Below are 22861 nucleotides of genomic sequence, written 5' to 3'. Positions count from 1 at the left end.
CGTTAAGCGCACCCGCTGGCACCCGGCACCCGCGGCAACGGCGTCCAGCCCCGCACCCAGGAGGTGTACGAGGACTTCGGCGTGCTCGACGCCGTCCTGGAGGCCGGCGGGACGTACCCGCCGCGGGGCATCTGGTCGGACGGCCGCATGGTCGACGAGCAGGTCATGGTCGAACCCGGCGTCCCGACGCCGGCCGCCCCGTACAGCACCACGCTGCTGCTCCCGCAGTGGCGCAACCTGGAGATCCAGTACGCGCGGCTGACCGAGCTGGGCGGCACGGTCGCGTTCGGCACCTGCCTGGATTCCTTCACCCAGGACGCGGACGGCGTCGAGGCCCGCGTCACCGGCGCCGACGGCACCACCCGTACGGTGCGCGCCTCCTACCTCGTCGCCGCCGACGGCGGACGCAGCACGGTCCGCAAGGCGCTCGGCGTCACCATGACCGGCCAGTCCGTCGCGCCGCACCCGATGCTCGTCGCCGACATCCGGCTCGACGGGCTGGACCGGGAGCACTGGCACATGTGGGGCGAGTTCCGGGCCACCGACTTCGTCGCGCTCCTCGCGCCGCCGAAGTACGACTACTTCCTGCTCATGGCGGGTTTCGCGGACTCCGGCACCGCGCCGGACACCTCGCCCGACGGGGTACGCAAGCTGATCGCGGAGCGCACCCACCTCTCCCTCGACCAGCTGGGCGAGGTGCGCTGGGCCTCCACCTTCCGCCCGAACGCCGCCCTGGCCGACCGGTTCCGGGTGGGCCGGGTCTTCCTCGCGGGCGACGCGGCGCACGTGCACTCCCCCGCGGGCGGCCAGGGCCTGAACACCAGCGTCCAGGACGCCTACAACCTCGGCTGGAAGCTGGGCCAGGTCATCCGGCACGGCGCGCCGGACTCCCTCCTCGACAGCTACGAGGCCGAGCGGCGGCCGGTCGCCGAGAGCATCCTGGCCACCAGCACCCGGCTGCACCGGTCGGGCGACATGCGGCGCGGCCGCGACCTGCACCAGATGGGCGTCGGATACCCGGACGGGCCGCTCGCCACCGAGCGGCGCACCGGCCTCGCCGACGGCGCGCTGCGCGCCGGCAACCGGGCCCCCGACGCGCCCTGCACCGCCCCTGACGGCACCCCGCGCCGCCTCTTCGACGTCTTCCAGGGCCCGCACTTCACCCTGCTGGCCGTCGGGGACGCCGAACCCCCGGCCCTGGACGGGGACATGATCCGTACGTGCCGCGTCGGCGGCCAGGACCCCGACCTGCTCGACTCCGAGGGCCACGCCCGCGACGCGTACGGCGAGGGCCTGTTCCTCGTACGGCCCGACGGCTACGTGGCGTACGCCGCCGACGACGCCTCCGGCCTGCCGGACGAACTCGCACGGTTCGGTGTCCGCACCGCCGTGGCACAGCGGTAGAGCTCTGCCGGTCCGGGGCGGGGCGCCCTGGCCGCCGAGCCCCCCGGCGCCCCGCGCGGGGCGCCGGGGAACGGGCGACCGCTCAGTCCTGCGCCTCGGACAGCAGCTTCTGCATCCGCTCGACGCCCTCGACGAGGTCGTCGTCGCTGAGGGCGTAGGACATCCGCAGGTAGCCCGGAGTACCGAAGGCTTCACCGGGGATGGTCGCGACCTCGCACTCCTCCAGGATCAACTGCGCCAGCTCCTGGGAGGTCTGCGGGCGCTTGCCCCGGATCTCCTTGCCGAGCAGGCCCTTGACCGACGGATAGGCGTAGAACGCACCTTCGGGGGTCGGACAGACAACACCGTCGATCTCGTTGAGCATCCGTACGATCGTGCCCCGCCGGCGGTCGAACGCGGCACGCATCTCCGTGACGGCCGAGAGATCGCCGGACACGGCGGCGAGGGCGGCGGCCTGGGACACGTTGGCGACGTTGGAGGTGGCGTGCGACTGCAGGTTGGTCGCCGCCTTGATCACATCCCGTGGTGCGATGATCCAGCCGACCCGCCAGCCCGTCATGGCATAGGTCTTGGCGACCCCGTTGACGATGATGCACTTGTCGCGCAGCTCGGGTACGAGCACCGGCATCGACACGGACTCGGCGTCACCGTAGACCAGGTGCTCGTAGATCTCGTCGGTGATCACCCATATGTCGTGCTCCACCGCCCAGCGGCCGATCTCCTCGACCTGCTCGCGGGTGTAGACGGCGCCGGTCGGGTTGGAGGGCGAGACGAACAGGAGCGCCTTGGTCCGTTCGGTGCGCGCCGCCTCCAGCTGTGCCACGGAGACCCGGTAGCCGGAGGTCTCGTCAGCGGTGACGACGACGGGGACGCCGCCGCCGAGGCTGATCGACTCCGGGTAGGTGGTCCAGTACGGAGCCGGGACGATCACCTCGTCGCCCGGGTTCAGGATGGTGGCGAACGCCTCGTAGATGGCCTGCTTGCCGCCGTTGGTGACCAGCACGTCGGCCGCCTCGACCGCGTACCCCGAGTCACGCCGGGTCTTCTCCGCGATGGCCGCGCGGAGTTCGGGGAGGCCGCCGGACGGGGTGTAGCGGTGGTTCCTGGGCTCCCGGCATGCCTCGGCCGCCGCGTCGACGATGTAGTCGGGCGTCGGGAAGTCGGGCTCGCCGGCGCCGAAGACGATCACCGGGCGCCCAAGGGCCTTCAGTTCCTTGGCCTTGGCGTCGATGGACAGCGTCATCGATTCGGAAATGGAAGCAACGCGGGTGGAGATCCTCGCGTCCTGGGCCGGATTCTCGTGCGGCTGTGCGTCAGTCATGCGAGCCATCATTACATCGTCTCCTTCCCTCGTCCGAGGACCTTTGCGGCACCGACGGGCAACCGCGTGCCAAACGTGAGGTTTTCGCCGCGCCGGTGCCAACTCCCGGAGCGGCAGCGGGGTACGCCCCGCCGGAAGGCCACCCATGGCCCGATGCCCGCGAATCAAATCAGGCTTTTAATACAACGGGGCATTACGCCCCTCCTTGCCCGTCATCGCCGCCAAAAGACCGAAGACCCCGTCTTGGTCGGCACATTGAGCCGCGGCCGTCAAGGTGACCTAACTCAAAACACTGGCGTGTCAGGTGTGGTTGACAAAAAGCGGGCCATCTGAATGCCGATGACGGACCGTGCTTGCGGAACAGAAGATTCCGGCCGTGTTTCCGTGCTGTTGCCTGTGATCGACGGGAAACCACGCCGCCGCGACCGCGCCTTGATCACCCAACGTGACGGGAAGGCCAAGGCTTCCGGTCGCCGCCGGCGGGAATCAAACGCCGGACACCCTCTTGATCGTTAACTGCGCCCTGGCTACGGTCATGGACCACTGACGAGGGCCGCTCTCCCTCGTCCACGCAATGCGACGCGTTTTCCGCCCGCCGGAGACGCGGAAATGCTCCGGATTCGTTCGGATGCATACAAACGAACGCTGTGCGCGGCCACCGGGCCGCAGACCGCGTTCAGTCCACGGGGGATGGTAAGAGGGCGAGGACAGTGTCGTCGGCGTGTGGCCAGTCGGTCATCGTGCCCCTCCATTTCCCACCACCGTCAAGTCCCCTGACGTATGGGCGCGTTATGTGCGCCAGCCCCTCGCTATGCCCTGCCCACTTTCCGACATGCCAGGAAGCGCTATGTCACAGCGATCCATGCAGCACCTCGAAGGCGCTGCGGCTCCCGCCGCGACTTTTGAGCAGCGCCTGAACGAGCGGCGCCGCAACACCGAGTGGAAGAAGGACCCCCGGCGTATCGAACCGGCCGAATGCATCGGCTGCGACTCCTGTATGAGGGCCTGCCCTCCCCAGTTCAGCGCGATCTACAACCAGGGGCTGGACGTGGTGATCGTTCCCGAGCTCTGCAACGGCTGCGCCAAGTGCGTACAGGCGTGTCCCGTGGACTGCATCTACCCCGACGCGGAGTGGGAAGCCACCCCGGAATCCCTCTGGGCCTACGTCGAAGGCCAGGTGAACTTCCGTGACCAGTGAACGTCCGGCACGCACCGGCCAGAGCGCCCGTCGGCTGGCCATGGAGGAAGCCCGGCGCAGCAAACGCCCCAGCCGCAGTGACCGCAGGGCGGGCACGACGGCCGCGCCGGACCGCGTCCTGGACGGAGGGGGCTTCGAGCAGCTGCTGCGGACCACGCTGCACCGTGCGCGTGGTGCGGCCGACACCGGGACGCTCATCAACACGCTGATCACGCTCGACGGCCATCTGGCGGCCGAGCACGCCTGGCGTGCGCCGGCCCGTGACGAGGTCGCGGCGGTCCGGGTGCTCACCAGGCCCGGACGGGACGGCGGCAGCGCCGGCGGGCCGGTGGCGCACGACGGACCTGACCCCGACGCGGTCTTCACCAGCGCCCTTTCCCTGACTCCGCAGGGCAGGCTGGCCATCACCCTTCCCGGGCGCCGCGCGCTACCCGCGTCGGCGGCGGCCCTCGGTGTCGCCGCGCGCATCTCGTGGAGCGAGGCAGACCTCGCCGAGTACCGGCGGCTGTTGCCGGAGGCCGACCGGCTCGCCGAGTTCGAGGTGCGCGAATGCCGGTCGCTGCTGTCCGAACTGGGCGCCGAGGGCCGCAGGGAGGCCGTCGGCACGTTGCGGTCGGCGGTGTTCCTGGTCCCGCCGGTGCAGCTCTACCAGGGCGGAAACGTCTACTCGAACCTGCGCGACGACGGGAATCTGACCGGCAAGACGCTGCTGCCCACCCACCCCGACTGTTTCTTCCACCATCTCGACCGGCTGCCGCTGGACCTGTGGTCGGACGAGGAAGCGGTGGTGGTGACCTGCCTGTGGCTGCTGCACTCCTCCGGCGGGCCGAACCGCATCGAGAGTTTCAACGGCTACCAGCTGTCGCTCGAAAACGTGGCGGAGAACTTCCGCGCGATGCGGCGGACCTATCTGGAGGCGGGCGCGGAAACGGTCCTCGACCCGGTACCGGAGGGCACTCCGCCGGTCCGGGAACTCCTCGCCGTGGCGCACCGGTTGGCACAGGCGCGAGCCAGTCTGGTGGGGCGGCGCAGGCTGTACTACGAGATCGACGCCAGCACCCGGCGGAAGACCGAGCGCGCGCTCCCCCGGACCTCACGGCCCTCCCCGCAGGAGTCGGGCGTCTGCGAGCGCCTGTCGGAACTGCTGCCCGGCAGCGGCGACTTCGACGGCCTGCTCGCGGGACTGCGCGCCGACCGGGAGTGGCTGCACGAGCCCCGGTCCGGGCACCCCACCGGATTCGAGGCCCTGATCCACACCACGGTGAGCGCGAGTGCCGAACTGTTCTCGGCGGACTTCGCCATGAGCCGCGGCATCCGCTCCCTGCCGAAACTGATCGACGCGCTGCGCCGGGAGGACTGGGCCGAGATCGTCTCCTGGGAACTGCCGGCCTTCTACTGCTGCGTGGTCCCCGGCGAGAACGCCGGCTCACTGTACGACGGCGACCGGGCCCAACTGGCCGACTCCGCGTGGGCGATGTCCGCCCGGATGCAGTACAACACCTGGCACGTGATGCCCGGGAACCTGCCGAAAGACCCCGCCGTCCAGGCCCGGGACTTCCTGGCCCCCCACGCCCTGCCCGACCTCGCGTACCACTCCCACCTGCATCACCGCGGGCACGTCACCAACAACATCCGCTTCTCCGCACGGAGCCCCGAGAAAGTCCTGGTGGCCGGCTTTCCGTTCGTGAGCCTCACCGATCTGCGCGTCCTGCGGTGCGAGGGCGAGCCGTTCGGGCGGGACGACCTGTCGGCCGTCACCACGATCGCCCACTTCCTCGCCCGGGTCACGGAACTGGTCGCCGAGGCCGCCGAAGCCGGTGTGGCCACCGAGGTCACCGCCTTCGACCACCACTGGCACCGCATCACCATCGCCGAGAACGAAAAGGAACACCATGTCTGAGCCGGATCAGGGCGTGCTCATCTATGTGAACGTGCGCCGCACCCACCTTGAGCAGCGCGCGGAGATCCTCGCCGCGCACCGGCAGGGCTACGGTGTCGTGCTGATCGCCGACCAGCCTCCCACCGACCTGCCCGCACACGTGGTCCGGGCCGTGCACCAGCTCGACACGTTCGACGACGCGGCCCTCGACGCGGCCGTCGAGGCGATCGCCGCCGAGCACACCGTCGCCGGCATCGTCACCTGGTCCGACCCGGCCGTCGCGAGCGTCAGCCGGATCGCGGCCGAGCGCGGCCTGCCCGCCTGCACCGTCGCGGCGGCGCAGGTGTCCCGGAACAAATACCTGATGCGCAGGAGCCTTGCGCACCGGCCGGACCTGATCCCCCGCTTCGCGCGGGTCACCACCTGGGAGGAGGCCGCCGCTGCGGCGCCTGCCATCGGGTACCCGCTGGTGCTCAAGCCGGTCTCCGGCAACGGCAGCAAGGGCATCTACACGGTGCGCGACGAGCAGCAGCTGCGGCCCGCCTTCGAGCAGTTGTCGGCCTACGTGCGGCCGGAACGGGACCGGGTCTTCACCGGGCACGCCGGCGAGATCATGATCGAACAGTTCCTGGACGGCACGGAACACAGCGTCGAGGGCTGGGTGCACCGCGGTGAGGTCTTCATCGCCGGCGTCACCGACAAAGTCACGACCCCGGACTACCACCTGGAGACCGGCCACGTCTTCCCGAGCGCCCTGGCCGCCGACCGGCTCACGTCCGTACACGAGCTGACCCACGCCGTGGTCGGCGCCTTCGGGCTGGACGACTGCGCCTTCCACCTGGAGTGCATGGTCGGCCCCGACGGCAGCGCGAAGCTGGTCGAGTGTGCCGCCAGGGGCGGCGGCGACTTCATCACCTCGCACCTGGTCGGCCTCGCCACCGGGGTGCCGTTCTGCGAGAACACCGTCCGCGTGGCCACCGGCCGGCCGCCGGTGCAGGGCGGCCGGCCGGTCCTGTACGCGGGTCTCGCCAAGGTGCTGGCACAGCAGGCCGGCACGCTGCGGAGCATCGACGGCCTGGAGGACGCGCTGCGCGTCGCCGGCGTCGAGCACATCACGATCGACCGCGCACCCGGCCAGACCGTGGACGTGCCGCCCGCCGACTTCGTCTCCGGCCACATCCTCTCCGTCATGGCGACGGGCGACTCGCACGGCGCGGTCCGTGACACGCTGGAGGCGGCGACCAAGGCCATCAGCACAAGGATCATTCATGGCGCCTGACGAGACCCGCGCCGTACTCGTGGTCGGCTGTACGTCGGCCTCCGCCCACGGCCAGGACCAGCTGCGCCGGCTCGCCGCGCAGGCGGCCTCCCGCAACGTACGGCTGGTCGGAGCGGACTCCCCGGACGTGCTCAAAACGGACGTGTGGCGCATGCCCGCCCACGAGACGGTGGCGGTGGACCTCGCCGCCCCGGACGCGTTGGCCGCGTTCGCCGCGTCGCGGCCCGGCCTGGCGGCGGTGCTGACGGTGAAGGAAGGCGGGGTGCTCCCCACCGCGCTCCTGGCCCGCGAACTGGGCGTGGCGGGCAACGACCCCCGCGCGGTCCGCACCATCCGCAACAAGGACATGGCGCGGGCCGTGCTGAGGGACGCGGGGTTCCGGCAGCCCGAGTGCACGGTGGCGGCCGGCGAGGCCGAGGCGCGGGCGTTCCTCGCCGGCCGGGCCGGCCGGGGCCCGTGGATCGTCAAGCCGAGGGACGGCATGGGCAGTGCCGGTGTCTCCCTCGTCGAGACGCCGCGCGACCTGCCCGCCGCGGTCGGGGCGCTGGGCGCCGATGTGCCGTTCCTCGTGGAGGAGTTCGTGCGGGGCGAGGAGTTCTCGGCCGAGGGCGTGGTGATCGGCGGGAGTACGTACATCCTCGGCGTGACGCGCAAGCAGACCGGCCCCGGCTTCGTCGAGACGGGCCACCGGATGCCCGCCGGGCTGGACGCGGCGACCGAGGCCACCGCCCGTGCCGACGTCGCACGGGCCGTCTCCGCCGTCGGCGTGACCCACGGCATCGTCCATGTCGAGTTCTGGGTCACCCCCGAACACGAGGTGGTCCTCGGAGAACTGCACGCCCGGCCGGGAGGCGACTTCGTCCACGCGCTCGTCGAGCACACCCGGCCCGGTTTCGAGCTGTACGGGGCCCTCCTGGACGACCTGCTGGGTGAGCGGCCACCACCAGTGCCCGCGCCCTCTCGCGCGGCGGGGTCCCAGTTCCTGGTGTTCGGCCCCGGCCGGGTGACCGCTGTCGAGGGGTGGGAGCGGGCCGCCGCCACCGAGGGCCTGATAGCCGCCCGGCTCGATGTCGCGCCCGGCGACGTCCTGGGCCCCGTCCGGAGCTCCGCCGACCGCCACGGCGTCCTCGTCGCCGGGGCCGACGGCCCCGACGAGGTGGACGCCGTGCTCGCCGAAGCCCAAAAGGCGCTGCACGTGGCCCTCGGTAACGGCTGATGGGCACGGAAACCGCGCCCGCGCCGGCCGCGTCCACCGCGACGGTGCGTTCGGTCGGCGCGTCGATCACGCTCGACTACCTGTTCTCCCACCTCGGGTACTTCACCCTGCTGCCCGTGCTGCCGGTCCTGCTGCCGCACCTGCACCCGGAAGCGGGCGCGTGGTGGGTGGGCACGGCCCTCCTCGTCTCGACCTTGGCGATGCGCGGCGGCGCCCTGTTCGTCAGCGGGTACCTGCACCGGGCGCCGGTGCGCACGGCCATGGCGGGCGGGCTGCTCCTGGCCGGGGCCGGCTTCGGCGCCCTGCCGTGGGCTCCCGGGGTGCCGGGGATGCTGTGCTGTCTGGCTCTCGCGGGGTTCGGCATCAGCGTCAACGGCCTGTCGGCCCGCGCCTATGTCGTGGTCGCGCTGTCCTCGCCCGGGGACCGTACGGCGGTCTTCTCCGCGATCCAGGTCGCGGTGAACGTCTCGGCCGCCGTGGGGCCCGTCGCGGCCAACTTCCTCTTCAGCGGGCGGCACTACCGTCTGCTGCTGACGTCGGTGGCGGCTGTGTACGCGCTCACGGCGGTGCTGGTACTGGCGACCGTCGGCCGGGGGCTGCGGCTGTCGGACGGCTCGGGCCGGGCACCGCTGCGGCTCGGGCTGCTCAAGGTGATGGTCACCGACCCGGGCATCCGCCGGGCGTCCTGGGTGACCGCGGTCGGTTCCCTGCTGTACGCCCAGCTGTTCTCGGCGTTCGTCCTCCAGGTCGCGCTGCTGACCACCGAACCGTCACTGCGCGCGGCGTTCTTCTCGCTCAACGCGGTGCTGGTGATCGTCCTACAGATCCCCGTGGCCTTCGTCATGAAGCGCGGCATGGAGCGCGGACGGCCCCCGATGCGCTACCTCCTGCTCGGTCTGCTCGCGTTCTCCTGCTCGTTCGCCGTGCTCGGCGTGCAGGGTGACGCCCTGGTCGCCGCTTTCGCCGCGGTCACCGTCTTCACCCTGGCCGAGACGCTCTTCACCCCGACGGTGAGCACGGTCTTCGCCGAACTGGGCGACGGCCGGCCCGCGGTGGAGGTGCTCAACTTCCGGCAGGTGGCGACCGCCGCCGGTGAATCCGCCGGCTCCTTCGTCGGCGGCACCTTCTTCACGCTCGCCGCCGCTCACGGTGGCCTCCCCGTCTTCTGGTACACGCTGGCCGCCGCCGGCGTGCTCACCGCCGTCCTCACACACAAAGGAGCGCGCTGACCGTGCGTCTACTGCTGATCGGATACAACGACGCCGCGCTGGCCGCCCTCGACTCCTGCCGCCCGGCGGGCAGCGTCACCCTCATCGAGGAGAAGGACCTCTGGGAGGCCAAGGGGCTGGCGCCGCGTGCGGCGAAACACGCCTGCCTGGGCCCAGTCGAGTTCGCCCGCTACCAACAGGACGACCAGTTCCTGTCCGTGGTCGCCGGGCTCGGCCCGTTCGACGCGGTGGCCGCCGGGCTGGAGTACGCGGTCCTCGCCGCCGCACAGGCCGCGGAGCTGCTCGGGCTGCCCGGCCCCGGGGTGGGCGCGGCCACGGTCCTGCGGGACAAACTCCTGCTGCGGGAGACGACATCGGCCGCGGGCATGGCGGGGCCCGCCTTCCAGGAGATCCGTTCGGCGGCGGACATCGCACGGTTCGCACAGGGCGGCCCCTGCGTCGTCAAGCCGGCCGGACGCCAGGCGAGCCTGGGAGTGCTGCTGCTCGACGCGGGCGCTGACGTGCAGGAGGCATGGCGTTACTGCAGCCAGGCAGACGAGGGACGGCAGCTCGCGAACCGCCCGATGGAATGGCGCTACCTCGCCGAGGAGCGCATGCACGGGCCCGAGTTCAGCACGGAAGCGCTGGTACGCGACGGGAAGGTGCTGTTCTGCAACGTCACGCGCAAGCACACCCTGCCCGGCCCCCAGCCCGTCGAAATCGGCCACACGATCGGGGTGCAGGACGACCCGGTGTGGCGGCAGGAGACGGAACGCCTGATCGCCGCGGTCGGCTTCGGCAGCGGCATCCTGCACGCCGAGTGGGTACGTACCGGGACCGGCCCGCAGCTGATCGAGTGTGCCGCCCGTCCGCCGGGCGACCGGATCCTGGAACTCGTGGACCTGGCTTACGGGATCAACGTCCACGACCGGTGGATCGGGATGCTCCTGGGCGAGCCCGGCGACCTGCCGTCGCTCCCGGGGCGGGCGGCGGCGGTGCGCTTCGTGACCGGCCCTGGCCCCGGCGTCGTCGAGGCCGTCGGCGGAGTCGAAGAGGCCCGGTCGGCACCGGGGGTGGCCCGCGTCGAGATCAGCCGCCACGCCGGTGACGTGATCGAGGACGTGCGGTCCTCCTGGGACCGGCTGGGCCTGGTCATCGCCACCGGGGGCACGGCCGGGGAGGCGCAGTCACGGGCACGGGACGCCGCGGAGCGCGTCACCGTCACCCTCCGGCCGCAAGACGTCTGAACCGAACCACCACCGGGGGTGAAATCTCATGCCGTCGACAGAGGCTGCACAGGTACCGGAGACCGGTCCGCACGGTCCGGACCCACGGGAATCGATGCGCGTACTCGGCCGGCTTCCGCAGTACCCGCTCACCATGTTCACCGGGAAACCCTTGTCCGGGCAGCGGCCGTTCGGCTGGTGGACCCCTCAGCACCACCTGGCCCACGCGGTGCTCACGCCCGTGCTCGGGGTCGCGGTGGGTGTCGTGGGCTGGACCGGTTCGGGAGCCTGGCTGCTTCTCCTGCTGCCGGGCTGGGCGCTGACGCTGCACGGCATGCGCAACCTGCGCATGATGATCTTCCACCAGTGCTCGCACCGGAACATGTTCCGCAGGCGCGCCGTCGACACGGCGATCGGAGGCGCCATATCCAGCCTGCTGATCGTCCAGAATTTCCGGCGCTACAGCCGCGAACACGTCAGCGACCATCACGCCGCGCATCACATGACGCTGCGCGACCCCACCGTCCAGGCTTTTCTCATCAGCTTGGACCTGCATCCGGGCATGACCCGGCGGCAGATGTACCGGAGAGTGGCCGGGAAGGCGTGCTCGCCGCTTTTCCACGCGGCGTTCGCCTGGGGCCGGATGCGGTCGTTCTGGCACGGGTCCATGAAGGGCGAGAAGATCGCGGCGGTGGTCTTTCACGGCACCGCGCTCACCGTGACGATCGCGACCGGCACCTGGCCCGCCTTTCTGGTGGTCTGGTGCGTACCGCTCTTTCCGCTCTTCCAGCTGAGCAATGTCCTGCGACTGTGCTGCAAGCACACCTTCCCGGCTCCGGGAATCACGGAGAAGCGCGGCCGGGAGTACTTCGGCTCGCTCACCAATGCCGTTTTCATCGGCGAGGCCGTGCCGCCGGCCGGGCTGCCGCCGGCACGCCGGGTGCGCGCGTGGTCCCGGTGGGTGCTGCGCATGCTCTTCGTCCACGCACCCGTACGTTTCTGCGTCATCACGGGTGACACTCCCGCCCATGACTTCCACCACAGGTACCCCGCCAAGAAGGACTGGGCCAATTACCTGTTCACCCGCCAGGAAGACCTGGAGAAGGGGTGTCCCGGCTGGCCTCCGTACACCAGTGCATGGGGACTGGGCGCCGCGATCGACAAGGTATTCGACTCTCTGTCGACTGCCGATCCGGATGAGTTCGATGTGGGCCGTATCCGCGATGTGAGCAAGCGGGAACTGTTCGCCGCGTTCGAGGACTGAGCCACTCCGAAGACACGCTCGATCACACACACAACGGGGAGAAAAGTGAGCAACACCTTAACTCGACCAGGCCGCCGGATCATTCTTTCCAGTGTCTCCTCCGATTCTCATACCTGGAACCTCGTTTTTCTCCAGCTGTTGCTGGAGGAGAACGGGCACGAGGTGATCAATTTGGGTGCCTGTGTTCCCGACGACCTGCTGGTGGAGTCGGTCCGCCGGTTCCCCTCGGACGCGGTGGTCATCAGTTCCGTGAACGGCCACGGATTCCTCGACGGCGAGCGGATGATCCGCGCGCTGCGTACGGACCCCGACACCCGTGACGTGCCGGCGGTCATCGGCGGAAAGCTGGGCATCGACGGAGCCGGCGATCACCAGCGGGCCGCCCGGCTGGTCGAGGCCGGATTCGACGCGGTGTTCACCGACGCGACCGACCCGTCCGCGCTGGTCTCCCACCTGGCGGCGCTGCCCGCCCCGGCGGCCCGCCTCGCCCGGACGGGCCGGCCGTGACCGCCCCCGGCCACCGCAGGGACATGGGCCGTTACGTCAGCGAGGCCCGGCGGGACGGCGTCCTGCTGGTGCAGCCCCGCATGGGGATGAGCACACCCGAGGTGATGTCGGCGGGCCTGCGTGCGGTGGCGGACAGCGACGCCCGCACCATCGCCACCCTCACGCTGGACAGCTACACCCGGGTGGGCGACCACGAGGGCGCCCGGCAGGCGCTCGCCACCGGCCGGAAGCTCAACGGTTTTCCGCTGGTCGTCCACGGCCCCCGGGTCACGGCGGAGACCGCCGACGCCGCCGGCGACCGACCGGTCCAGGTCCGGCACGGTTCCGCGAAGCCGTACGACATCTTCGCGACCATGGCGGACGCCGGGCTGACCGCGACCGAGGGCGGCCCGGTCTCGTACTGCCTGCCGTACGGCCGTACTCCGCTCGCCGAGTCGGTCGCCGCGTGGCGTGACGCCACCGAACTGCTCGTGGAGCGCAGCAGGCAGGACGGCCTGCGGGCACATCTGGAGACCTTCGGCGGCTGCCTGCTGGGCCAGCTCTGCCCGCCGTCGCTGCTGATCGCCATGAGCGCGCTGGAAGCGCTGTTCTTCGTCGGGCACGGCGCGGAGAGCGTCTCCCTCAGCTACGCGCAGCAGACCGACGCCGTCCAGGACGTCGAGGCCCTTGCCGCGCTGCGCATCCTGGCCGACGAACTGCTGCCGCCGTCCGTCGACCGGCACCTGGTCCTGTACCAGTACATGGGCGTGTACCCGCGCACCAGTGAGGGTGCCGCGCTGCTCCAGCGGTCGGGGGTCGACGTGGCCGTGCGCGGCGGCGCGGAACGGATGATCGTCAAGACCGTGGCAGAGGCCCACCGCATCCCGCACGTGAGCGAGAACGTGGCCGCGCTGGAGAGCAGTGCCCGGCGCGCGCTCGCGGCCCGGTCCCGGGGCAGGCTGCCCTGGTACCACCAGGTGGACTGTACGCAGGTGCTGGAGGAGGCCCGCGCCCTCGTCGCGCCGGTGCTGGAACACCCGGACGTGGGCACCGGACTCCTCGCCTGCTTCCGGTCCGGGCTGCTGGACGTGCCGTTCTGCCTGCATGCCGACAACCGCGGCCTGAGCCAGGGCGCCATCGGCGACGACGGGCGTCTCGTGTGGGCACGGCCCGGCCGGATGCCGGTCGCCCCCTCCCGGTCCGGGCACCGCCCCGGACTGCGCTCCGGGGAGCTGCTGCGGATGCTGAACGCGACAGCCGAGCGTCATGACCGCGCCGCCCTGACCGCGGACCGCGCCGCCCTGGCCGCGGCCCCCGGCGGCCGGGAGCCCTACCGGATCGCCGTGGTCGGCGCCGGGCCCCGCGGACTGTCCGTACTGGAGCGTCTCGCGGCCCGCCTCGGTGACGCACCGGAACGGCCGGTCGAGATATCGCTCATCGACGCGCACGAGCCGGGCCCCGGCCGGATCTGGCGCCCCGACCAGTCCGAACTGCTCCTGATGAACACTCCGGCGGGCGAGGTCACGATGTTCTCGGGACCGGCCGACGGCGGACCGCCACGCGCGGGAGCCGGTCCCGCGCTCGACGCGTGGTGGCGTACCCAGGAGCCGGACGCCGCGGGACCGCACGCGTACGCGCCCCGGGCGACGTACGGGAAGTACCTCCGCTTCGTACTGGACGCGGTGGAGAGCGGGCTGGGGCCGCGGGTGACCCTGCACCGGCGGGTGGACACGGTGACGGCCATGCGCCGGCCGGCCGACGGGGCGGGCTGGGAACTGTCACTGGCGGGCGGTACGACGCTGCACTGCGACCGTGCCGTCCTCGCCACGGGACACGCCAGGCCCGGCCTGTCCCCGGACCAGCAGGCGCTTTCCGACTTCGCCGCCACGCGGCCGGCGCTGCGGTACGTGCGGGGTGACTCGGCGGCCGACATGCCGCTGGAGGACGTACCGGCCGGCGCGGCGGTGGGCGTCCTCGGTCTGGGGCTGGCCTTCTTCGACGTCATGGCGCTGCTGACGCTGGGCCGCGGAGGGAGGTTCGAAACCGCGGGAAGCGGCCTGCGTTACGTGCCCAGCGGACGCGAGCCACGTCTCCTGGCCGGGTCCCGCAGCGGCGTGCCGCTGCCCGCGCGCGGACGCAACCAGAAACAGGCCACCGACCGGTACCGGGCCCGGATCTTCACCGCCGGGCGGATCCGGGAGCTGCGCGCGCAGGGCAAGCTCGACTTCACCCGGCAGGTGCTTCCGCCGCTCATGGCAGAGGTCGACCTGGTCCGCTGCGCGCGCCGGATACGGGCCGCTGCCGACGAGGAGACGGCCAAGCGTTTCGTCGAGTCGGCCACCCGCGCGGCGCTCGCGGCGACCGACCCCCACGAAGCGGTGCTCCGGGAGGCCGCCGCGTACCCGGCGGCCGGCCCGGTCGTGGCCACCGACCTGACGGCGCTCGCGCGGCCCTTCGCGGGCCGGACGTTCGAGGACCGTGCCGCCTACCGGGAGGCGGTGACCGAGCTGATCCGCGCCGACCTGCGGGAGGCCGCGGCCGGCAACCGGTACGGGCCGCTGAAAGCGGCGCTGGACACCCTGCGCGACGTGCGGAGCACGATCTGCGCGGCGGTCGACCACACCGGGCTCACGGCCGCCTCCCAGCGGGAGTTCCTGGCCGGGTTCGTACCGCTCAGCTCCCACCTGTCCGCCGGGCCGCCGGCCTCCCGGCTGGAGCAGGTGCTGGCGCTCATGGAGGCGGGGGTGCTTGAACTCGTCGGCCCGGACGCCCGGTTCACCGGTGACGAGGAGACCGGACGGTTCGTTGCCCGGTCGCCCCGCGTGGGTGGGGACCCGCTGCCGTTCGACATTCTGGTGGACGCCCGCATCCCCGCGCCCGACCTCCGCACCGACCCGCATCCCCTCACCCGGGACCTGCGCCGTCGCGGCCTGTTCACCACGTACACGAACCGGGACGCCGGCGGGGTGCTGGAGACCGGCGGCGTCCACGTGACCAGCGGCGCGTTCCACCCGGTCGACGTGCACGGGCTGCCCGTCACCGACCTCCACGTGCTCGGCATCCCCACGGAGTACACCCGGTGGTTCACCCAGGTCGGCAGCGGACGGCCGGGGCCCTGGGGCGTGTTCACGACGAACGCCGACGCCGTCGCGGCCGGCCTGCTGTCCGGGCTGTCCGCGCCGGCCCCCGCCCTCGGAAGCCAGGAGGCCGTCCTGTGAGAAGCGCACACCCGGACTACTGGGCCCGCCGGCGCACCCCCGCCCACACGGAGTTCCGCCGGGCGCGCGACCTGCTGCTGTCGCTGCGCAACGACCAGGACGCCGCCGTGGACCGGTTCCGGTGGCCCCGTCCCGCCGAGTTCAACTGGGCTCTCGAATGGTTCGACGTCATCGCGCACGGCAACCACGACCCCGCACTGGTCCTCATCCGGCCCGACGGCACCGCCGACCAGGTCACCTTCGCCCGGATGTCGGCGGAGTCGGACCGTACCGCCGGCTGGTTCACCGCACTGGGGGTACGGCGCGGCGACCGCGTGCTGGTCGCGCTGGATGCCCGGCGGGAGCTGTGGGAGGTGATCCTGGCCTGCCTCAAGACCGGTGCCGTGGTCGTGCCGACCCACTGCGGGCTGACGCGCCGGGAGGCGGCCGACCGCGTCCGGCGTGGGGCCATCTCCCACGTGGTCTGCCGCGACGGCGACGCTCCGCTCTTCGACGGCGTGGCGCTGCCGGGCCGGCGGATCGGCGTGGGAGGGGCCGCCGTGCGCGAGGGCTGGGTCCGGTACGAGGACCGGGCGGACGAGGGCCCGTTCCTCCCCGGGGAGGCGACCGCCGCAGACGCGCTCGCGTTCTGTTACTTCACCTCCGGTACCACCTCGGCACCCAAACTGGTCGGCCACACGCACACCAGTTACCCGGTCGGGCACCTGTCGAGCATGTACTTCAACGGCCTCGTACCGGGCGACCGGCATCTCAACGTCTCGGTACCGGGCTGGGCCAAACACTCCTGGAGCAGCTTCTTCGTCCCCTGGAACGCGGAGGCCACCGTGGTGGTGCCGCCCGACGGGCCGGTCGGTGAACTCCCCCTGGCCGACTGGCTGCTCGCCCACCGGGTCACCTCGATGTGCGCGCCGCCGAGCGTGTGGCGCGCGCTGTCGCAGCGGCCCGACGGCGTACGTCCCGCGCTCCGCGAGGCGACCAGTGCCGGGGAGCCGCTGGACGCCGAGCTGGCGCGGCGGGTCCGCGCGGCCTGGAACGTGCCACTGCGGGACGGGTACGGGCAGACCGAGGCGACCGCGCTGATCGGTACGTCCCCTGGCCTCCCGCACCGCCCCGGCCTGCTGGGCAAGCCCCTGCCGGGCTACCGGATCACGCTGCGCTCCGAGGACGGGACCACCGGCGCACGCCGGGGCGAGATCTGCGTCGACCTGGCCCAGGCTCCCGCGGGCATGATGCAGGGGTACCTGGAGGCCGGCAAGGAAGCGCGGCCCCCGGGCCAGGACGGGCTGTATCCCACCGGCGACCTGGGAGAACGCGACGAGTCCGGATACCTCCGGGTCCTCGGCCGTCTCGACGACGTGTTCAAGTCCGCCGGCCACCGGGTCTCCCCGCACGAGGTGGAAGCGGCCGTGAACGCCCACGCGGCGGTCGCGGCCTCGGCCGTCGTCCCCGTGCCCCACCCGGCCGGCGGAGCGGCCCCGCACGCGGTGGTGGTGCCCCGGGCGGACCACCCGGCGGGCCCCGAGCTGGCCCGTACGCTGCTGGCGCACTGCCAGGACCTGCTGCCCGCGCATGCGCGGCCGTATTCCGTCTCGTTCACGACGGACCTGCCACGCACCGTCTCCGGGAAGATCCGCCGCCGGCAGGTAGCGGCGCAGCTCCAAGAGAAAGAAGCACTGTGACCCACCACTCTCCGCACCCCTCGTCCGCTCCGGGCGTGACGCCAGGGGAGCCGCCCCGCCCGGCGGCACCGTTCTGGACCGTCGCCTACTTACTCTTCGCCGTCATGCTGGGCGGCGCCCTGCCCACTCCGCTGTACCCGCGTTACGCCGACGACCTCGGTCTGTCGCCGCTGCTGATCGCCCTGGTCTTCGCCATGTACGCGGTCGGGATCCTGGTCACGCTGCTGTTGCTGGGCGGGCTTTCCGACAAGGTCGGCAGGCGGCGGGTGCTGGCACCGGCCCTCGCCGTCGCCGCCTTGAGCTGTCTCGTGTTCATCTGCTTCCCCACCCTTCCCGGACTGATCGCGGGACGGTTCCTCAGCGGCGTCTCGGTCGGCCTGGCCACCGGCGCGGCCACCGCTTACCTGCGGGAACTGTCTCCCGACCCGGCCCGTGCGGCGCTCGTGGCGTCCACGACGAACATGTTCGGCCTCGGTGGCGGGCCGCTTCTCAGCGGTGTGCTCGCCCACTTCGTGGCGTGGCCGCTCGTCGTGCCCTACCTGGCGCTGGCACTGTGCCTGGTGCCCGGCTTCCTGCTGCTCCGCCTGCCGGAGACGGTCAGCCGCGGCGGCGGGAAACTGCGCATCCAACGGCTCGCGGTACCCCCTTCGTCCCGCCCGGTGTTCCTGGCGATGGGGCCCGCGGTCTTCGCCGCGTTCGCCCTGCTGGGCCTTCTGGCGGCCCTCACCGGAACCTTTTTGAAAGACGTCATGCACCAGCACAGTCCGCTGCTGGTGGGCGTCCTGGTGTGTGCGGCGTTCAGCGCGGCTGGTCTGGCACAACTGGCGATCCGCGGGCTCTCCTTGTACGCGGGTGCGCTCGGCGGCATGGTGGTGGTGCCGCTCGGCCTCGCACTGATCGTGGCGGCGCTGCCGACCCAGTCCCTGTGGCTGTTCCTCCTCGGGGCGGTGACGGGCGGGGCCGGCGCCGGGGCCGCGTTCCGGTCGTGCATGGCCCTGGTGTCGGGCAGTGCCCCGGCCGCCCTGGCCGGCCAGGCGGTGTCCGGCTTGTTCGTCGCCGCGTACCTCGGCCTGACCGTCCCGGTCATCGGTGTGGGCGTGCTGGCGGCGGTGAGCTCCCTGTTCAGGGCAGCCGTCGCCTTCTCCGTGCTGGTGGCCGCCCTGACGGCGGTCAGCGCCGTGGCGACCCTGCGCTTCCGGAAGAAGCAGGCGGAGCCGCACACGGCGGGACCGCCGCACCACCTGGCCGGTGTACGGGCGGCCGACCCGTCGGGCTGACCCGTACGAGCCGGTGCCCGACACCGGCGCGGACCGAGCCGCCCGCCGGGCACCGCCCTTCGTCAGCGGCCCGGCCGACGCACCGTGGGGCGATCGCTGTCCCGTACGCCTCGGTCCGTACGGGGCCCGGCATCCCGCACCGAGGGCGCCGGGACCCGCTCGCCCGGCTCGGTCAGCGTCCGCGCGACGAGCCAGGCCACGGCGCACAGCGCGATCAGCGGCAGCAGGGCGATTCGCAGGCCCGTGGTGTCGGCGAGGGCGCCGATGGCCGGGGAGGCGACGCCGCCGACGCTGACGGCCAGGCCCAGGGTGACGCCGCTCGCGGTACCCATCCGGTTCGGCAGCAGGTCCTGGCCGAGCGTGATGTGCAGGGAGAACGGCACGTACAGGGCCGTGGCCGAAAGGGCGGCGAAGACGTACAGCGCGGGGCCGGGGACCAGGACCAGCCCGGCGACGGCCGGGACGGTGGCCGCGTAGGCGGCCCGTATCGTACGGACCCGGCCCCACCGGGACGCCAGCCGGCCGCCGAGCACGGTGCCCACCGCACCGCCCGCGAACAGCACGAACAGGGCCACCGAGCCCGCGGCCGCGCCGCCGCCGACCCGCTGCTGCGCGTAGACGGCGATGAAGGCGCTCAGGCCCACGAAGACGATGGAACGGCAGACGATGACGGCCGTCAGCCGCAGGAACTCCGGCCAGTCGTCGCGGCCCGCCTTGCGTGCCGCCGCCTTGGCCACGGCCGCCCGCGGCGCCAGCGCGCGGATCACGTGAGCGGTCAGCAGGACACCGGCCACCGCGGGCACCACCAGCCACGGCGACGCGCTCAGCGAGCCCGCGGAGAGCAGCGGGCCGACGGCGGCCGGGGCGAGGGCGAAGCCGACGTTGCCGCCGAGGGAGAACCAGCCCATGGCGACATGGCTGCCGCCGCTCGCGACCCGGGCCAGCCGCGCGGCCTCCGGGTGGTAGGCGGCCACGCCGGCGCCCGAGAGGGCGACCGCGAGGCACGTGAGGACGTAGGAGTCGCCGAGTCCGGACAGGGCGATGCCGAGTCCGGCGCACAGGGTGCTCACCGGGATCAGCCAGGGCATCGTCCAGCGGTCGGTGAGCGAGCCGAACAGGGGCTGCACGAGGGAGGAGAGGAGGGTGGCGGCCAGCACGATGCCGGAGGCGGCGGCATAGCCGTAGTGGCGTTCGGCCACCAGGAAGGGCACCAGGGCCGGTACGGCGCCCTGGTAGAAGTCCACCGCCGCGTGGCCGACGGCCATCATCGTGACGGGCCGCCGGGCAGCGGCCGCTTGCTTCGTCGTCATGCGTCGATCGTCGTGACCGCACCGGGTGGCGGGCTTCCAATAAGCTGCCACGTCATGCCGGTTTTCCGCCATCATCCGCCGCACATCACGACCGTCACCCGTTTTCTGCCGCAGGGTTCGGAAGTGACGGCGCACGCGCACGACGTCCACCAGATCGTCTACGCGGGGCGCGGGGTGCTGACCGTGACCACGGGCGCCGGGAGCTGGGTCGCCCCCGCCACCCGCGCGATCTGGATCCCGGCCGGAACGGTGCACGAGCACCGGGCGCACGGGGACACCGACCTGCACACCGTGGGCGTACCGGTGGACGCCGACCCGCTGGGCCTCGACCGGCCCGCCGTCCTGGCGGCCGGCCCGCTGCTGCGCGAGCTGATCATCGCGTACAGCGGTCCCGGCAGCCGCCGTACGCCGGAGGCGCGGCGCCTGCTGGCCGTACTCCTCGACCAGCTGCGCCACGCCCCGCTCCAGGCCCTGCACCTGCCCAGGCCCCGCGACCCCCGCCTGGCGGCGGTCTGCGCGATGCTCCGGGAGGACCCGGCCGACCCGCGCCCGCTCGCCGCGCTGGGCGCCAGGGCCGGGGCCAGCGAACGGACCCTGGCCCGCCTCTTCCGCGCCGACCTGGGCATGACCTTCCCCCAGTGGCGTACGCAGCTGCGCCTGCACCACGCCCTGGTGCTGCTGACGCGGGACGACCCGGCGCTGTCCGTGACCGCGATCGCGCACCGCTGCGGCTGGGCCTCGGCCAGCGCCTTCATCGATGCCTTCCGCCGGTCGTTCGGACACACGCCGGGCGCCCACCGGGCTCTCGTGGGCCCGGCTACAACACCAGGGACAGCAGCAGGACGCACACGATCCCGACGACGGAGATCAGCGTCTCCATCAGCGACCAGGTCTTGATCGTCTGGCCGACGTTCATGCCGAAGTACTCCTTCACCATCCAGAAGCCCGCGTCGTTGACGTGGCTGAAGAACAGCGAACCGGCGCCGACGGCGAGGACGAGCAGGGCGGTGTGGGTGGTGGACATGTCGGCGGCGAGCGGCGCCACCAGGCCGGCGGCGGAGATGGTGGCCACCGTCGCGGAGCCGGTCGCGAGCCGGATCGCGACCGCGATCAGCCAGGCCAGCAGCAGCGTGGAGATGTTCCAGTCCTTGGACAGCTCCAGGATCATCTGGCCGACGCCCGCGTCCACCAGGGTCTGCTTGAAGCCGCCGCCCGCGCCCACGATCAGCAGCACGCCCGCGATCGGCGCGAGGGACTTCTCGACGGTGGAGGCGATCCGGCCCTTGGTGAAGCCGGCCGACCGGCCCAGCGTGAACATGCCGACGATGACGGCGGTGAGCAGCGCGATCAGCGGCGAGCCCACCACGTCGAAGACCCGCTGGACGGTCGTCCCCTTGTCGTCGACGACGACGTCCACCAGGGCCTTGGCCAGCATCATCACGACGGGCAGCAGCACGGTGGCGACGGTGATCCCGAAGCCGGGACGCTTGTCCAGCTCGCCGGAGGCCCGCTCGGGCACCATCTTCTCCGGCGGGCGGATGTCCACCCAGCGTGCGGCGTAGCGGGAGAACAGCGGACCGGCGACGATCGCCGTCGGAATCGCGACGACCACGCCGAGCGCCAGGGTGACGCCCAGGTTGGCGTGCAGCGCGTCGATGGCGGCCAGCGGCCCCGGGTGCGGCGGGATCAGGCCGTGCATGACGGACAGGCCCGCCAGCGCCGGGATGCCGATGCGCATCAGGGAGAAGTTGCCGCGCTTGACGACGAGCAGCACCACGGGGATCAGCAGCACGATGCCGACCTCGAAGAAGATCGGCAGGCCCACGATGCCCGCGATCAGCACCATCGCCCACGGCATCACGCGGCCGCTCGCCTTCGCCAGGATCGTGTCGACGATCTGGTCGGCGCCGCCGGAGTCGGCGAGCAGCTTGCCGAGGATCGCGCCGAGCGCGATCAGGATGCCGGTGCCCGCGACCGTACTGCCGAGGCCGGACGAGAAGCTGGCGATGGCCTTGTCCAGCGGTGCGCCCGCCACCGCGCCCAGCACCAGCGAACCGATGATCAGCGACAGGAAGGCGTGCAGCTTGAACTTGGTGATGAGCAGGACGATGACGGCGATGCCCGCGAGGACGGCGATGCCGAGCTGCGCGTGACCGGCCGAGGTGATCGGCTCGGTCGCGTCCGCTGCCAGCATCTCGACGCTGAGATGTGTCACGGCTGTTCCCTAAGGGGTACTGGTGCTGGTTGTGGTGGTGGCCCCGGAGCGGTTTACGCGGGGGTGGTCAGGCCGGTGTCGTAGTGGCGCAGTGCGGTGACGGCCCGCTCGGCGATCTCCTGCGGGGTGCCGGACACGTCGACGGCGACGCCCGCCTCGTCGGCGCCGAGCGGCTCCAGGGTGGCGAACTGGGAGTCCAGCAGCGCGGTGGGCATGAAGTGGCCCTTGCGCTCGGCCATCCGGGACTCGATCAGCGACCGGTCGCCGGTCAGGTGCAGGAAGACGATGCCGGGCGCGGCGGCCCGCAGGCGGTCGCGGTAGGCCCGCTTGAGCGCGGAGCTGCTGACGACGCCGCCACGGCCGGCCCGGCCGTGGGCCCAGACGCCGATGGCGTCGAGCCAGGGCCACCGGTCGGCGTCCTCCAGCGGGGTGCCGGCCGACATCTTGGCGATGTTGGCCGGGGGATGGAAGTCGTCGCCCTCGGCGTAGGGGACGTCGAGGCCGGCGGCCACCAGCGGTCCGATCGTCGTCTTGCCGGTGCCGGCCACGCCCATCACGACGATGACGTGGGTGCTCATCCCGTGTACCTCGCTGTCCTCTTTGACATCGGTCTGTCGTCCCACTGAAACCCATGAGATACGACGTATTCAAGCCTCTGTGACGTAAAAGTCATACTTAAAG

The 22861-nt window shown here is 72.0% G+C and carries 17 protein-coding genes; 13 read left to right on the top strand and 4 right to left on the bottom strand.

Translation table 11 applies throughout. The features are described 5' to 3' along the window. Positions 1-15 precede the first annotated feature (15 nt). Positions 16-1404, top strand: coding sequence for an FAD-dependent monooxygenase (locus ACH4OW_RS16125; protein ID WP_398028230.1), 1389 nt, complete (start codon positions 16-18; stop codon positions 1402-1404). A gap of 82 nt (positions 1405-1486) precedes the next feature. Here the strand turns inward: ACH4OW_RS16125 and ACH4OW_RS16120 are convergent, their stop codons facing one another. Next, a complete protein-coding gene (locus tag ACH4OW_RS16120; protein ID WP_398028190.1) occupies positions 1487-2725 on the bottom strand; it encodes a pyridoxal phosphate-dependent aminotransferase in 1239 nt (412 codons plus the stop codon). Positions 2726-3572: 847 nt separating this feature from the next. On the opposite strand from ACH4OW_RS16120, the gene ACH4OW_RS16115 reads away from it, so the two are divergent. The 11 genes from ACH4OW_RS16115 to ACH4OW_RS16065 all read left to right on the top strand — a co-directional run bounded on the left by ACH4OW_RS16115 (position 3573) and on the right by ACH4OW_RS16065 (position 18655). Next, positions 3573-3923, top strand: a complete 351-nt coding sequence (locus tag ACH4OW_RS16115) for a 4Fe-4S dicluster domain-containing protein (protein ID WP_398028188.1) — start codon at positions 3573-3575, stop codon at positions 3921-3923. Next, complete coding sequence (locus ACH4OW_RS16110; RefSeq protein WP_398028186.1) at positions 3913-5823, top strand: hypothetical protein; 1911 nt, start codon at positions 3913-3915, stop codon at positions 5821-5823. The genes ACH4OW_RS16115 and ACH4OW_RS16110 overlap by 11 nt, the downstream gene beginning before the upstream one ends. Then, positions 5816-7081, top strand: a complete 1266-nt coding sequence (locus ACH4OW_RS16105; RefSeq protein ID WP_398028184.1) for an ATP-grasp domain-containing protein — start codon at positions 5816-5818, stop codon at positions 7079-7081. Before ACH4OW_RS16110 ends, ACH4OW_RS16105 begins: the two co-directional genes overlap by 8 nt. Continuing rightward, complete coding sequence (locus ACH4OW_RS16100; RefSeq protein ID WP_398028182.1) at positions 7071-8297, top strand: ATP-grasp domain-containing protein; 1227 nt, start codon at positions 7071-7073, stop codon at positions 8295-8297. Before ACH4OW_RS16105 ends, ACH4OW_RS16100 begins: the two co-directional genes overlap by 11 nt. Beyond that, the gene (locus tag ACH4OW_RS16095) at positions 8297-9526 is read left to right on the top strand and encodes an MFS transporter (RefSeq protein ID WP_398028180.1); all 1230 of its coding nucleotides are present in this window, start codon (positions 8297-8299) and stop codon (positions 9524-9526) included. Before ACH4OW_RS16100 ends, ACH4OW_RS16095 begins: the two co-directional genes overlap by 1 nt. 2 nt (positions 9527-9528) lie before the next feature. Further along, entirely contained in the window at positions 9529-10752 is a 1224-nt protein-coding gene (locus ACH4OW_RS16090; protein WP_398028178.1) for an ATP-grasp domain-containing protein, read from the top strand. Positions 10753-10885: 133 nt separating this feature from the next. Continuing rightward, positions 10886-11995 (top strand): fatty acid desaturase, encoded by a 1110-nt coding sequence (locus ACH4OW_RS16085; RefSeq protein ID WP_398028176.1) that lies wholly within the window; start codon positions 10886-10888, stop codon positions 11993-11995. Between the two features lie 45 nt (positions 11996-12040). Further along, on the top strand, positions 12041-12502 hold the full coding sequence (locus tag ACH4OW_RS16080; protein ID WP_398028174.1) for a cobalamin B12-binding domain-containing protein: 462 nt from the start codon (positions 12041-12043) through the stop codon (positions 12500-12502). After that, on the top strand, positions 12499-15699 hold the full coding sequence (locus ACH4OW_RS16075; protein ID WP_398028172.1) for an FAD/NAD(P)-binding protein: 3201 nt from the start codon (positions 12499-12501) through the stop codon (positions 15697-15699). Before ACH4OW_RS16080 ends, ACH4OW_RS16075 begins: the two co-directional genes overlap by 4 nt. Further along, positions 15696-17378 (top strand): AMP-binding protein, encoded by a 1683-nt coding sequence (locus tag ACH4OW_RS16070; protein WP_398028170.1) that lies wholly within the window; start codon positions 15696-15698, stop codon positions 17376-17378. Before ACH4OW_RS16075 ends, ACH4OW_RS16070 begins: the two co-directional genes overlap by 4 nt. After that, entirely contained in the window at positions 17375-18655 is a 1281-nt protein-coding gene (locus tag ACH4OW_RS16065) for an MFS transporter (protein ID WP_398028168.1), read from the top strand. The genes ACH4OW_RS16070 and ACH4OW_RS16065 overlap by 4 nt, the downstream gene beginning before the upstream one ends. Positions 18656-18717: 62 nt before the next feature. On the opposite strand, the gene ACH4OW_RS16060 is transcribed toward ACH4OW_RS16065, so the two are convergent. Continuing rightward, positions 18718-19965 carry an MFS transporter gene (locus ACH4OW_RS16060; protein WP_398028166.1) on the bottom strand — a complete coding sequence of 416 codons (1248 nt, stop codon included), beginning with the start codon at positions 19963-19965 and terminating at the stop codon, positions 18718-18720. A gap of 54 nt (positions 19966-20019) precedes the next feature. Between ACH4OW_RS16060 and ACH4OW_RS16055 the strand changes: the two genes are divergently transcribed. Next, a complete protein-coding gene (locus ACH4OW_RS16055) occupies positions 20020-20862 on the top strand; it encodes an AraC family transcriptional regulator (protein WP_398028164.1) in 843 nt (280 codons plus the stop codon). Here ACH4OW_RS16055 and ACH4OW_RS16050 read toward each other — a convergent pair. Together ACH4OW_RS16050 and ACH4OW_RS16045 are read right to left on the bottom strand one after the other, a co-directional pair. After that, positions 20783-22180: a gluconate:H+ symporter gene (locus ACH4OW_RS16050; RefSeq protein WP_360136673.1), complete on the bottom strand. Its 1398-nt coding sequence runs from the start codon at positions 22178-22180 to the stop codon at positions 20783-20785. The genes ACH4OW_RS16055 and ACH4OW_RS16050 overlap by 80 nt on opposite strands. 53 nt (positions 22181-22233) lie before the next feature. Continuing rightward, the gene (locus tag ACH4OW_RS16045; RefSeq protein WP_360136672.1) at positions 22234-22758 is read right to left on the bottom strand and encodes a gluconokinase; all 525 of its coding nucleotides are present in this window, start codon (positions 22756-22758) and stop codon (positions 22234-22236) included. Positions 22759-22861 lie beyond the last annotated feature (103 nt).

This window comes from Streptomyces sp. NPDC017056 (assembly GCF_044332485.1).
Taxonomy (GTDB): domain Bacteria; phylum Actinomycetota; class Actinomycetes; order Streptomycetales; family Streptomycetaceae; genus Streptomyces.
The sequence above is the reverse complement of the archived record's forward strand: the minus strand, read 5'-3'. Positions and strand labels throughout refer to the sequence as shown.